This is a genomic window from Rummeliibacillus sp. POC4 (assembly GCF_003576525.1).
GTDB lineage: Bacteria > Bacillota > Bacilli > Bacillales_A > Planococcaceae > Rummeliibacillus.
This window is the reverse complement of the sequence record NZ_QWUA01000012.1, coordinates 15,160-28,890: the sequence shown is the minus strand read 5'-3', so window position 1 is coordinate 28,890 and position 13,731 is coordinate 15,160. Positions and strand designations below refer to the sequence as shown.

General features: G+C 35.7%; 14 protein-coding genes. 13 read left to right on the top strand and 1 reads right to left on the bottom strand.

Annotated elements, in window-relative coordinates; all coding sequences use genetic code 11:
* The first annotated feature begins 484 nt into the window (after positions 1-484).
* From D1606_RS06130 to D1606_RS06100, 7 genes are all read left to right on the top strand, one after another.
* Positions 485-1,252, top strand: a complete 768-nt coding sequence (locus tag D1606_RS06130) for an ABC transporter ATP-binding protein (protein WP_119415142.1) — start codon at positions 485-487, stop codon at positions 1,250-1,252.
* Between the two features lie 13 nt (positions 1,253-1,265).
* Complete coding sequence (locus D1606_RS06125) at positions 1,266-2,258, top strand: aliphatic sulfonate ABC transporter substrate-binding protein (protein WP_119415141.1); 993 nt, start codon at positions 1,266-1,268, stop codon at positions 2,256-2,258.
* Positions 2,259-2,277: 19 nt separating this feature from the next.
* Positions 2,278-3,081: an ABC transporter permease gene (locus D1606_RS06120; RefSeq protein ID WP_119415186.1), complete on the top strand. Its 804-nt coding sequence runs from the start codon at positions 2,278-2,280 to the stop codon at positions 3,079-3,081.
* Between the two features lie 16 nt (positions 3,082-3,097).
* Entirely contained in the window at positions 3,098-4,228 is a 1,131-nt protein-coding gene (gene ssuD, locus D1606_RS06115; RefSeq protein ID WP_119415140.1) for an FMNH2-dependent alkanesulfonate monooxygenase, read from the top strand.
* A gap of 220 nt (positions 4,229-4,448) precedes the next feature.
* Entirely contained in the window at positions 4,449-5,006 is a 558-nt protein-coding gene (locus tag D1606_RS06110; protein ID WP_119415139.1) for an ECF-type riboflavin transporter substrate-binding protein, read from the top strand.
* A 13-nt stretch (positions 5,007-5,019) separates the two neighbouring features.
* Positions 5,020-6,738 carry an ABC transporter ATP-binding protein gene (locus D1606_RS06105; protein WP_199670680.1) on the top strand — a complete coding sequence of 573 codons (1,719 nt, stop codon included), beginning with the start codon at positions 5,020-5,022 and terminating at the stop codon, positions 6,736-6,738.
* On the top strand, positions 6,728-7,558 hold the full coding sequence (locus D1606_RS06100) for an energy-coupling factor transporter transmembrane component T family protein (protein ID WP_119415138.1): 831 nt from the start codon (positions 6,728-6,730) through the stop codon (positions 7,556-7,558). The genes D1606_RS06105 and D1606_RS06100 overlap by 11 nt, the downstream gene beginning before the upstream one ends.
* A 22-nt stretch (positions 7,559-7,580) precedes the next feature.
* Here D1606_RS06100 and D1606_RS06095 read toward each other — a convergent pair whose 3' ends face one another.
* The gene (locus D1606_RS06095; protein WP_119415137.1) at positions 7,581-8,438 is read right to left on the bottom strand and encodes a helix-turn-helix domain-containing protein; all 858 of its coding nucleotides are present in this window, start codon (positions 8,436-8,438) and stop codon (positions 7,581-7,583) included.
* Positions 8,439-8,523: 85 nt separating this feature from the next.
* Between D1606_RS06095 and D1606_RS06090 the strand changes: the two genes are divergently transcribed.
* From D1606_RS06090 to D1606_RS06065, 6 genes are all read left to right on the top strand, one after another.
* Positions 8,524-9,213, top strand: coding sequence for a CPBP family intramembrane glutamic endopeptidase (locus tag D1606_RS06090; RefSeq protein WP_158582324.1), 690 nt, complete (start codon positions 8,524-8,526; stop codon positions 9,211-9,213).
* A gap of 218 nt (positions 9,214-9,431) precedes the next feature.
* Entirely contained in the window at positions 9,432-9,908 is a 477-nt protein-coding gene (locus tag D1606_RS06085) for a VanZ family protein (RefSeq protein WP_119415136.1), read from the top strand.
* Positions 9,909-10,067: 159 nt separating this feature from the next.
* Positions 10,068-10,415: a PadR family transcriptional regulator gene (locus D1606_RS06080; protein ID WP_119415135.1), complete on the top strand. Its 348-nt coding sequence runs from the start codon at positions 10,068-10,070 to the stop codon at positions 10,413-10,415.
* Positions 10,402-11,400: an HAAS signaling domain-containing protein gene (locus D1606_RS06075; RefSeq protein WP_119415134.1), complete on the top strand. Its 999-nt coding sequence runs from the start codon at positions 10,402-10,404 to the stop codon at positions 11,398-11,400. The genes D1606_RS06080 and D1606_RS06075 overlap by 14 nt, the downstream gene beginning before the upstream one ends.
* A gap of 245 nt (positions 11,401-11,645) precedes the next feature.
* On the top strand, positions 11,646-12,497 hold the full coding sequence (locus D1606_RS06070) for a DegV family protein (RefSeq protein WP_119415133.1): 852 nt from the start codon (positions 11,646-11,648) through the stop codon (positions 12,495-12,497).
* Between the two features lie 231 nt (positions 12,498-12,728).
* Entirely contained in the window at positions 12,729-13,646 is a 918-nt protein-coding gene (locus tag D1606_RS06065) for a LysR family transcriptional regulator (protein WP_119415132.1), read from the top strand.
* Positions 13,647-13,731: the final 85 nt, after the last annotated feature.

The following is a 13,731-nucleotide window of genomic DNA, read 5'->3' as shown; positions in this document are numbered from 1 at the left end:
CAATATAGTTTTTAAGGTAACATAAAAAGAAAATAGAAGCATCAATCTTATGGGGTCTCGAGATGTTTAGTAATTGTTAACAAGCACAGTAGTAAGTATAAAATCTTGTATACTACTTATCGTTTTAAATCCATAAAATTAAAATGAACTATAATGCAATAGGCTAGATTTCTCTCAAGTAGGAACCTAGCCTCTAAAGTGTTTATGTTAATCTAGAAATGAAAGAATATTTCGAAAAAAGTATTGACATTATATTTGGAAGAACCTAAAATAAACTTATTGAAATACTAGGTATTGAAATACATTAAGAAGCAGGATAGCTTTAAACTCATCTAAAGGAATTTAAAGCTTTTTATATTCAATGAATACCTAGTTATTAAATAAGAATAATAGATAATTAGACTCACTAGACAACTGGAGGTCTTTATTCATGTTAGGAACATGATGAAGACTTCTTGTTGTCTTTTTTATTAGGAGGTATTAAATGAGTGTACAAATTCAAATCGATGAAAAAAGCTTCCAAATCGAACAAGAACGTAAACGTGTACTCGATGAAGTTAAATTAACAGTTAAAAAAGGTGATTTTTTAACGATTATTGGACCAAGTGGTTGCGGTAAAAGTACGCTTTTAAAAATTGTAGCGGGACTTGACACAGAATATCAAGGTGCTGTTCATGTTAATGATCGTCAAGTTGTAAAGCCAGGTATTGCTCAAGGGTTTATTTTTCAGGAACATCGTTTGTTTCCGTGGATGACCGTTGAGCAAAATATAGCAGCAGATCTAAGTCTGAAAGATCAAGATGTTCGTCAAAAAGTAGACGAAATGATTGAAATTGTGAGATTAAAAGGTTACGAGAAGGCGTATCCGAGTGAAATATCAGGCGGTATGTCACAGCGGGTAGCAATTGCGAGGGCGCTTATTCGAGATCCGGAAGTATTGTTACTTGATGAGCCGTTTGGAGCACTCGATGCATTCACACGCCAGCATTTACAAGATGTGCTCATTGATATATGGCAACGTAAGAACATTACGATGATACTTGTAACACACGATATTGACGAGGCAATTTATCTTGGAACCGATGTTGCGATTTTACGTGCAAATCCAGGACATATACAAAAGCTCGTGCATGTCGGACTGAGTTATCCACGTGCAAAAACAAGCCCTTCCTATCAGCAGGTAAGGCAGCAAGTCTTACAAGAATTCGAAAAAACAGAAAGCCAACGTTATATCGATGGTGAAGGCATATAGGAGGAAGAGACATATGAAAAAAACATTTTTATTATTACTGACAGCAATCACGTTATTGTTAGCAGCTTGTTCATCATCAGATGCTAAAAGTAACGGCAGTAAATCCTCAACGAAAACAATTAATTTAGGCATTCAGCAAGTGCTTTCGCCATTGTGGGTAGCGAAAGAAAAAGGATGGCTAGAAGACGCGTTTGCAGAAGTTGGTGTGAAAATTGCCTGGACAGAATTTCAAAGTGGCCCACCGCAATTTGAAGGAATTGCAGCAGGAAAGTTAGATATTACAGAGGTAGGTAATACACCACCTCTTTCAGGTCAAGCAGCAGCCATTGATTTTAAAGAAATCGCTTTATTATCAAACGGTGAAACAAATAATGCGATTTTACTTCCAGAAGGTAGTGATATAAAGTCAGTAAAAGATTTAGAAGGCAAAAAAGTAGCGGTAGCAAAAGGTAGTAGTGCGTTTGGTTTGTTATATGCGGCATTTGAAAAAGAAGGTGTTGATCCTTCGAAAGTTGATGTTATTCAGCTTCAGCCGGATGAAGCTCAGCCAGCATTTGAAAATAATTCAGTAGATGCATGGGCAACATGGGAGCCGTTTATTTCCTATCAAACTGTTGGAAACAACGCAACAGCATTATTAAAAGGTAAGGATGTTGGCACGTATGGTGCAATGTTTACAATTGCACGCACAGCATTTACAGAGCAAAATCCAGATTTAGTAGCTACTTATTTAGAAGTATATCAAAAGGCAACAAAATGGATGAAAGAGAATCCAAAGGAAGCTGTACAATTTTTTGCTGATTTAAAAGGAATCGATCCAGCCACTGTAGAGGAAATATTAAAAAATACACCATATGAATTACAAGTAATTAATGACAAAGTAATTGCTAGTCAACAAAGCGCAGCAGATTTATTTGTCGAGCAAGGCGTTTTTAGTAACAAAATCGACGTGACAAAAGTAGTGGATAATCAATTCGTCGAAAAACTGTTAAAAGGAGCTGAGTAATTTGGTACGTGCACAGGCTATGAATCAACCAGTTGCACGAGAGAAAAAAGCACGGAAAAGCATACCAATTTGGGTAAAAGGATTAGTTTTGCCACTGTTCATTATCGTTATTTGGCAAATAGTCTCATCCAGTGGCGTTGTTTCTGCTACGGTTCTTCCTAGCCCGCTTCAAATTATAATAACCTTTTATAATTTAATTGTTAGCGGTGTATTATTTAGTCATTTACAAATTAGTATTTATCGTGCAGTAGTCGGCTTTTTACTCGGTGCAAGTATCGCATTAGTTCTAGGTTTTGTTGTTGGCTTTTCAAAGCATTCTGAAAGCTATATTGATCCGACGATGCAAATGCTACGAACAATTCCTAGTTTAGCAGTAACACCATTATTTATATTGTGGTTTGGTTTTGATGAACTGTCAAAAATTTTACTTATTGCGTTTGCTTCGTTTTTTCCGGTATATGTCAACACGTATAACGGTATTCGTTCAGTTGATTCGAAGCTGTTTGAAGTGGCACAAGTATTGGAATTTAGCAAATGGAAGCAGTTAACGAGATTAATCTTACCATCAGCACTTAGTCATATTTTAGTAGGGATTCGCCTGTCAATTGGGATTGCATGGCTTAGCCTTGTCGTCGCCGAGCTAATGGGTTCAAGCGCTGGTATTGGTTATATGATTATGGATGCACGGCAGTTTTCACAAACAGATAAAGTGTTTGTTGGCATTATTATTTTTGGAGTCGTCGGTAAATTGACTGATTCACTTGTTCGTATATTGGAGAAAAAATTATTAAAATGGCGAACTAACTTTGAAGGCGTCGAATAATAAAGGAGCGATTTTAATGGATATATTCTGGTTTATTCCAACTCATGGTGATGGTAAATATTTAGCAACGAGCAAAGGCGCTCGCGAAACGAATTTCCCGTATGTAAAGCAAATTGCACAGGCAGTCGATGAGCTTGGTTATGAAGGGGTATTAATTCCGACGGGTAAACCTTGTAACGATCCGTGGGTAACAGCCTCAGCACTAGCGTCAGTGACACAAAAATTGAAGTTTTTAATCGCGGTTCGTCCAGGGATTATGAATCCAACTGTTGCGGCACGTATGACTGCTACGTTAGATCAAATTTCGAATGGTCGTTTACTAATCAATGTCGTAGCAGGGGGCGATCCGGTCGAGCTAGCAGGCGATGGTGTATTTGTTTCCCATGATCAACGTTATGAAATAACAGATGAATTTTTAGATATTTGGCGTGCTTTGTTAGCTGGAGAGACAGTCAATTATGAAGGCAAGCATTTAAAAGTTGAAGGTGGAGAAATCATGTTCCCAGGTGTTCAAAAACCACATCCACCTATTTACTTTGGAGGCTCATCCGATGCAGGGATTGAGGTTTCTGCAAAGCATTCGGATGTGTATTTAACTTGGGGAGAGCCACCGCAACAAGTAAAAGAGAAAATTGAGAAAGTACGTGCAGTAGCAGCGAAGCAAGGGCGTGAACTAGAATTTGGGTTGCGCGTGCATGTCATTGTACGTGAAACGAAGGAAGAAGCTTGGCATGCAGCAAATGAGTTAATCAAATATGTCGATGAAGATGCTATTCAAAAAGCACAAGAAGTATTTAGTCGCTATGATTCTATCGGCCAAAAGAACATGACCGTGTTAAACAAGGGTGACCGTAATAACCTAGAAATTTATCCGAATTTATGGGCTGGTGTTGGTCTTGTACGAGGTGGTTGTGGTACAGCAATCGTTGGTGATCCAGAAACAGTAGCAGCACTGATTCGTGAATATCAAGCAGTGGGTGTCGATAAGTTCATATTATCGGGTTATCCGCATTTAGAGGAAGCGTATCAATTTGCGGAGCTTGTGTTCCCATTACTTGATTACAAGCAAGATAAACAAGCAAGTGGTGCACCAAAAGGTGAAGTTGTAGGTTACCAATATACAGCAGATAAATTAACGAAAATATAATTAAGAGCCAATTCATAAACTACAACTACAGGGGATTGTTGAAACGAGAGCAATCGTGGAATAAGCATAATCTGCTAAATGAGGCTAAGTAATTAGCGAATTAAGGTGGTATCGCTATGAATCGCCCTTAAATATGTAACAGTAGTTACATTTTTAAGGGCTTTTTTATAATCTAGAGACTACAACTAATAAAATGTTTTTAAAAAGGGAGAGATGGAAAATGAAAAAATCAATATTTGACACAAAAACAATCGTAGCAATTGGGGTGGGCACAGCTTTATTCTTCGTCTTAGCACGCTTTGTCATTATTCCAACAGGGATTCCAAATACAGAAATCCAAACATCTTATGCGTTTTTAGCATTAATTAGTGCAGTTTTTGGTCCGATTGCTGGTTTCTTTGTAGGCTTTATAGGTCATGCATTAAAGGATATTACAGCTTACGGTTCTGCTTGGTGGAGCTGGGTAATTGTTTCTGGGATTGTAGGTCTAGGAATTGGGTTATTTTTCAATAAGTTTAAAGTTGAAGCAGGCGAATTTACGAAAAAGTCCATTATTTCATTTAATATTGTCCAAATCGTTGTTCAGTTAGTTGGTTGGGGATTAGTAGCACCAGTATTAGATATTTTAATATATTCAGAGCCTGCTAACAAAGTATTTACACAAGGATTAGTAGCAGGACTTTGGAATATTGTAGCAGTCGGTGTTATAGGTACACTTCTACTTATCGCATATGCAAAAACTCGTACTCAAAAAAGTAGTTTAAGCTACGAAGAATAGGTTGGTGATTTCGGTGCAGCCGATCATACAGTTTGAAAATTTTAGTTTTAAATATGATAGTCAGCAAAAGCCGACATTAAAAAATATTAATTTATCGATTTATCCAGGTGAAAAGGTCTGCATCGTAGGTCCATCTGGTTCTGGAAAAAGTACATTAGCACATTGTATTAATGGACTTATTCCAGAACGATATAAGGGGGAGGTATCTGGCACTTTATCTATTGCAGGTAAAGTGGCAGATTCGTTTTCTTTATTTGACCGTTCCAAAGTTATTGGTACGGTATTACAAGATACGGATAGTCAGTTTGTAGGTATTACCGTAGCGGAGGATATCGCCTTTGCATTAGAGAATGCCATGGTACCGCAGAACGAAATGAAAGGCAAAGTAATGGATGCTGCTATACAAGTTGGTATCGAGGACCATTTACAGCATCAAATTTTTGAACTATCTGGTGGGCAGAAGCAGCGTACAGCGATGGCAGGAGTCCTAGTAAATAATATAGAGATTTTACTATTTGATGAGCCCTTAGCGAATTTAGACCCTGCGACAGGAAAAAGTGCTATGACATTAATCGAACAACTTCATCAACAAAATAATAAAATAGTTATTTTAATCGAGCATCGTTTAGAGGACGCATTATCGCAAACGATTAATCGTATCATTTTAATAAATCATGGAGAAATTGTCGCGGACATGAAGCCAACGGAGCTGCTAAAAACAAATTTGTTAGCAGAAAATGATATTCGTGAGCCACTGTACACACGTCTTTTAAAATATGCAAATGTACCGCTACAAGAGATGGAACAATTGGATAAAGTAGAGGAAATACCATTTCATAATTATCGTAAGGAAATACTTCACTGGTATGAAGCAAATGTACCTGTTATGAATGAAGAAAAAATACAGGAAGCACCACTTTTAGTTTTGGAAAATCTACATTATACATATCCTGGAACGAAACAAAGTATTTTAAAAAATATTAACCTGACATGCCATGCTGGGGAATTTATTAGTATTGTAGGTACAAATGGTGCGGGAAAATCTACGTTAGCTAAATGTATAAGCGGCTTTGAGAAGGTGAAAGATGGCGTGATCCGTATAAATGATGCAGATGTGACAAATGAATCTATTAAATCACGAGCAGAAAAGGTTGGTTATGTTTTACAAAATCCTAATCAAATGTTTTCGCAGCCGAAAGTATTTGACGAGGTAGCATTTGGATTGCGCCAGCGTGAGGTTTCTTCTGAAAAAGTGACAGAAATTGTTCATGACACATTAAAAGTGTGCGGTCTCTATCCGTTCCGGAATTGGCCAATTACTGCACTAAGCTATGGACAAAGGCGTCGAGTAGCGATCGCGACAATTTTAGTGTTAAATCCTGCTATTTTAATTTTAGATGAGCCAACAGCTGGACAGGATTATAAGCATGCTAAGGATCTCATGACATTTCTGCAATCATTAACAGCCCGAGGGACAACGGTCATTGTCATTACACATGATATGCATCTAATGACGGAATATACGAATCGTTCGATCGTCATACACGGAGGAGAAGTAATCGCGGATTGTAAACCATCACAAGTACTGACAAATCCGGAGCTCGTTCGCAAGGCTAGCTTAAAAGCATCTTCGTTATACGAAATAGCGTTAGCTGTAGAGCTAGCAGAACCGTTTGAACTAGTAGAGCGCTTTATCCAATTTGAAAGGAGAGTGGCGCAATATGGCGAATGAAATGTTAGGTTATATTGAGCTAGATTCCTTTATTCACCGTTTGACCGGGGCGACAAAATTAATAGTTTTTATTTTATGGTCTACAGCTACTATGCTTACGTATGATACGAGGCTACTTGTAGTTTTACTTGTATTTAGTATCATACTTTTTTCTGTTTCGAAAATTAAGCTGAAGGAAATAATCTTTATTCTTGGTTTCATTTTATTTTTTTTACTTTTGAATAATATTGCGATTTTTATATTTGATCCTAATCAAGGGGCTAAAATTTATGGAAGCAAAACGATGCTAACGGGTACATGGTGGCGTTATCATGTAACAGCTGAACAGCTATTTTATCAGTTTAATATTACTTTAAAATATATTGCTGTTATTCCACCAGCGTTATTGTTTTTACTAACAACACAGCCAAGTGAATTTGCAGCATCGTTAAATAAAATTGGGGTCAGCTATCGTTTGTCATATGCTGTTTCCATTGCGTTTCGTTATATTCCAGAGGTGCAACGAGATTTTAAAACGATTTTACAAGCACAACAAGCACGTGGAGTAGATATTTCTCGTAATGAAAAAATCGTCAAGCGAGTTAAAAATGTAATAGCTATTATTGTGCCACTTATTTTCTCTACACTTGAACGAATCGAAACGATAAGCAATGTCATGGATATGCGTGGATTTGGTCAACATAAAAAGCGTACGTGGTATGTTGGCAGAAACTTTAAGGTGGCAGACATCATAGCAATCGTTATTTGTGGTGTGTTAGTTGGTGTAACGCTATGGCTATTTACCGTGAATGATGGACGTTTTTATAATCCATTTCAGTAATAAAATCATGCCCAATTTTGGCCTAATCGAATTCGACTTGATGAAGAGCCAATTCTTGCTTGAAAACTTTAAATACATGTTCGTCGTTAAATAGTTGCTGAAGCATGTCGAATTGTTGTTTCTCTTTTGTATAATTCATCTTTAAATGGTGCTTGCAAATAATTTTCCGACAAATGATAAAACCAAGTGTTTGGTAGGTTAATTTGTTTTGGTACTTTTTATGAATTGTTTCTAATTCTTTAAGGCACTCTTCAAACGCGCCATCCTCTATATAAAGTGACGTTAAATTAAGGAGGAAATAGATTTTTAAATATGTCATATCGCGTTCATAGTGCTCATATGTATCAAGGCGACGAATTGCAGTTTGAGTAATTTCATGAGCGATGTCGAGTGGAAAATATAATATTATAGCATTTAACAGCTCTAAATCATTAATATACCAGTTATCAAGTTTTTGCATGCGTGCCCAAACTTGTGTAGCAAATGCACGAACTGCATCGATATTGTGCCCTGTTACATGCTCTTTCAACGCTAAATAAGAAAAGTGAAGCATTGTAATATCTTCATCGGCATTCAAACTTAAAAACTGCGTAATTTCCGAAAGTTGGTACTCTATTTCATCTTCTAATACGAGTTCCATACGGGCAAAGTTTTGGATAAGTTGCTGCTTTTTTGTAGCTTTATAGCCTTGATGAATATAAAAAAATTCGTTCATTGACAAGTTAAGCCGCTCAACTAATTTTTTTAAAATATCGGCATCAATCGCTAGCTGTCCACGTTCAATTCGTGAATAAGTGGCCTGTTGCAAAATGCCCTTTGCTATCTCTTTTTGTGTTAAATTACGATTTTTACGAATTTTTAGTAGCGTTTCTCCAATCATTTTATACCTCCGAATATACCGATTCGTATATTTTGCTAGATTATTACATTTCCTAATTATACTAGATATAAAGGAGGAAATGTCTATGATTTTTTTAGGGATAGTATTATTAGGAGCAGTTTTATTTTTGATAGTGAGTGACTGGTTATTTTTAAAAAAGGATGTAACAAAAATTGAACGATTGAAAATATATAAAGATACAATTGTGATTCAATGGAGTATCTTATTAATTATTTGTATTGTTTGGCTCGTTAGTGATTTTAGCTGGAAGGAGCTATTTACGATAGATAGTGGCAATAGCGAAGAGTATAGTTCTTCATTTATAGCTGGATTTTTAACAAGCGTTATTATAGGAGCGCTTTTATTCGTTTTCATTATGAATTGGCGAGCAAAAAAGGGGGATTCTAAAAATCTAGTAGTTGGAAATATTGACTTTTTATTACCTCAAACGAAGAAGGAACGCTTGGCATTTATTTTTGTAGCTGCAACAGCAGGCATTTGTGAGGAAATTGTATTTCGCGGTGCAATGGCTGTTTTTTTATTCGGGTTGCCATTTGAATTTTCATTAGGTACGGTTGCAATTATTAGTGCTGTTATTTTTGGGATAGCACATTTTTACCAAGGGGCAAAAGGTATCCTTGGAACAGGTCTTTTTGGGTACATAATATTTAAAATATATATGGCTAGTGGCTCACTATTAGTACCGATTATTATTCATTTTATTGTCGATTTAAAATTTGTTCTAACACCTAATGGTAAGGTGAATCTAAAGTAGATATGAAAGTTAATTGTTATAAATACTAAGGGGATTAGGGACATCTTTAATAATTTTTGCACCGCTATCAGCACGATTAAGAACGAATTTCCTTGAGAAATTCGTTTTTTCTTTGCTTTTAAAACAAAAAATTAAGATTAACTTAAGATTTTAAATGACTTTATTTTAAGTTTTATAGGTTATGATACTAGTGGAAAAATATAGAGGGAGAAACCTGAATGAAAAAATTTTTAAATTTAGGCTATTGGATTGTATTATTATTCTATTTGTATCTACTAATCGATACGGTGTTTTTTGCAAGAGATGCTAGACGAAGCATTAACTTGACTCCCTTTGACATGATTGCAGAGCAAGGCTTTACGTTAAATGTATGGGGAAATATATTGATGTTTATTCCACTTGGAATCTATTTTGCTAACTGGATGAAAAAGTTTCATTTTTGGAAAGTGCTCGGAGCAGTCATTGGGACAAGCTTAGGAATTGAAGTACTGCAATATATTTTTAAGCGTGGAGCAAGCGATATCGATGATTTGTTGTTAAATTCTGCAGGGGGTTTAATCGGGATTTTGATCTACCTCGTATTGAAAGTAATATTTAAGTCAAAAGAGCGAGTGCATGTTGCCATCTCAATCTTATCAATAGTGGTAGGCATTCCTGTCATTTTATTAACTATCATTCTTTTTGTTTATAACTAAATACAAGTGTATGACTTTTTTCAAGCGTATAAAAGAAACCGATATCTATCATGGTTTCTTTTTTAGTGCTGAAAAAAAGATTATTTCTGGAACTAAAATAATGTACGACACATAGTATAGGTTAAATACTTGTAATAAAAGTACAAGAGAGGTGAGCGTATGAGTAAGTTATTGGATTCATTAACAACAGAGCTGAGGAGAGGGACTCTGACATTAGCTGTTTTAAGTCAGTTAAGAACGCCACAGTACGGGTATTCACTGGTGCAGTTATTAGAGAAATCAGGAATTTCTATTGATCAAAGTACCCTATATCCGTTACTTCGCCGAATAGAAAAACAGGAGTTGGTTTCAAGTAGTTGGGATACATCAGAGAGTAGGCCTCGTAAGTACTATGTTTTGAGTGAATATGGATTGGAAATCCTTTCGCAACTGGAAAAGGAATGGATGAATATTTCGAACGAACTTAATACGCTGTTGAGAGGGGATGACGAAGATGAAGTTAATTGACATTTATATTCAAGAAGTTATTCGTAGGCTACCTGAAAAAATGCGTACAGATATTGCCCTCGAGTTACGTTCGACGATTGAGGATATGCTACCGAGTAATTATATGGAAGAAGATGTTAAGCACGTATTGAATCAATTAGGGAGCCCTGCAGTATTGGCCAGTGGTTACAAAGACCAACCAATGCATCTTATAGGCCCGCGCTATTTTGATGTATATCTCTCGTTATTAAAAATGATTTTGCCAATTGCAGCAGTTATTTCATTAATTACAATGATTGCCCAAAATTTTATTGGCTACAATGGCGATGAGGCAATACTATATGTTGTTTTAAGCATTATAGGTAAAGGTATTGGCGTGATCATTGAAGTGGGGATTCAAGTCTTCTTTTGGTTAACCGCTACCTTTGCTATTATAGAAAGATTAGATAAGGACAAAGAACAGCAACCATTAACCGCAAGCTTGGGGAAATGGACAGCAGATGATTTGAAAAATATTGCTTATATCCCGAAGAAAAAAGCCATTTCGAAGTTTGAGGTTTTCGGGAGTTTAATGTGGACTGCAATCTGGGCAACCTTTTATTTTTATGCCGACAAGCTTTTAGGGGTATATAAAGGGGATGGGGAAAGATTGGATTTTGTGATTCCGGCTTTAAATCAGGACGTTTTACTACAGTATTGGCCAATTATTGTAATAATCATTGGGTTAGAAATAGCTTTTGCTATTTATAAGCTACTCAAAGAACAATGGACAAAAAGAATGGCTATTGGTAATACTGTTCTCCAAATCATTACAACCATTGTCTTCATTGTAATTTTGAAGAATCCGAATCTAATGAGTGAAGCGTTCATTGAGTATATGACCACTGCATTTACGATTACGAAGGAACAATTTAATATGTGGGTAGTTGGGGGAGGAATTAGCATCTTTATAATTGGTGCAATAGTTAATGCATATGATGGATTTAAAAAGTCGAAAATCCGTTAGGTAATACGGATAGGTGTATGAAAGTGACTATGAATCTAAGTATAAAATGGAACTAGTTTTGGCTGCACTTTGTACCATATCAGCCCACATTCAATTGGTGAAGTAACAAAAGTTAAAATGTAGTAACTATGTGAGAGGAGAGAGCATTTTTTCAAAATAATTTTATTCTGGCTTCTGGAGTATATTTAGAATAACCCAAAATATACGTACGCGTGAACGGCTGCGTGAGTTGGAAGGGATGCACAATGAGCAAGATTGTTTTATCTACAGAAAGTGTAGCAGATTTACAGAAGGACTTTATTGACAAATATCAAATTCAAATCATTCCGATGCATGTCATCATGGATGGAAAAGATTATTTAGAGAGCGAGCTCTCTGTAGAGGAAGTTTATGATTATCATAATCGTACTAAAAAAATCCCAACAACAACATCAACGAATGAACAGGAATATCATAATTTATTTTCAGGAATTCGAGAGAAATTTCCAGATAGCATCATTATACACTTGGGGTATACGTCAAGATCATCGGCTTCTTTTCAAAGTGCCTTAATCGCGGCGAAAGAATTTGAAAATCTATATTTAATTGATACGCTAAATGTGACAGGTGGATTAGCCACAATTGTAATGTACGCGGCAAAATTACTTAAGGAAAACCCAACGATTGACCATATCGATTTAATAGAAAAAATTGAATCCATTGCTTCTAAAACAAAGTTTGCTTTTATTCCGGATAGTTTAGAGTTTTTAAGAGCGGGTGGACGGGTGAGCAATATTGCTTTTATTGGAGGGTCATTGTTAAAGATAAAGCCCTGCATCGAACTAAAGGAAGGAAAGCTTGTTCCGACTAGAAAATATCGTGGGAATATGAGCAAAGTTGCGGAAAAACTGATGCGAGATTTCTTAGACCAATACGACATTGACCGAAAACAGCTAACTTTAATCTATTCGGTAGGACTTGATGAAAGTATAAAAAGGAATATGGAAGAGCTTGCGAAGGAAAATGGTTTTAAAAATATTACTTGGATACAAGGTGGTCCAACGATTTCTACGCATTCTGGACCTGGATGCTTCGGGATTTCAGGGATAGAACATTAAGATGAAAATATAAAAGCAGATGGTATAGAAGGGTAATGCATTTCTATACCATCTGCTTTTTCTATAATTATATAGATAAAATGATCTAAGTTTGTTACAGTTATCGTGGGATTTTTAAATATTTTTTATTATAGACCTTATAATCTAAAGGGGAACGAAGAAAGAATCCCTATACATACAATTACATCTGACTGAGAGATGGAAATACACCATAGAAAGAGGTATAGCATAATGACACTACAGCAGTTAAAATATGTAATTGAAGTTTCAAGGAGTCGTTCCATCAGTAAAGCTGCACAAAATTTATTTATTAGCCAGCCAAGCCTTTCAAATGCACTTAAAGAGTTAGAACATGAAATTGGCATAATCATTTTTTTAAGAACCAATAAAGGAATTATTTTGACACCTGAAGGGTCAGAGTTTTTAGGGTATGCACGACAAGTAGTGGAACAAGCTGATCTTCTAGAAAATCGCTATTCAAATACTCAACCATTACAACAACATTTCTCTGTATCTGCTCAGCACTATGCGTTTGCGGTAAGTGCATTTGTACTCTTGTTAAAAGAATACAATCGAGATGAATATGAATTCACGTTAAAAGAAACAAAGACCTATGAAATTATTGAAGATGTAAAAAATCTACGAAGTGAAATAGGCATTTTATATGTCAATGATTTCAATAAAAAAGTGATTCATAAATTTCTTAGAGAAGGAAATCTCATATTTCATGAGCTTTTTGAAGCAAAGCCACATGTATTTATTAGCTCACGAAATCCACTCGCAAAACAAGATTTTGTGACATTATCAGATTTAGTTCCTTATCCATACCTTTCCTTTGAACAGGGAGACTATAATTCTTTTTACTTTTCCGAGGAAATTTTAAGTACCATCTCAAGGCCTAAAAATATTACTGTTAGTGATCGGGCTACACTCTTTAATTTACTAATCGGACTAAACGGATATACAATTTCTACGGGCGTGATTAGTCATGAATTAAATAGTAATGATATCGTAGCGGTTCCTTTACATGTAGATGAACGTATAACAGTTGGGTATATTACACATAAAAATGTCAAAACTAGCCCTCTAGCGAATATATATATTGAGTATTTAAAAGAAGCAATTGCTGAAGAACAAGAACGGATATAGTTTAAAACTATAGCTAGAGATACTTTATATGTGTTATCTGTTACCAAATGTATCGTGCTACAATCTCCTTAAGTTATAAATAAAA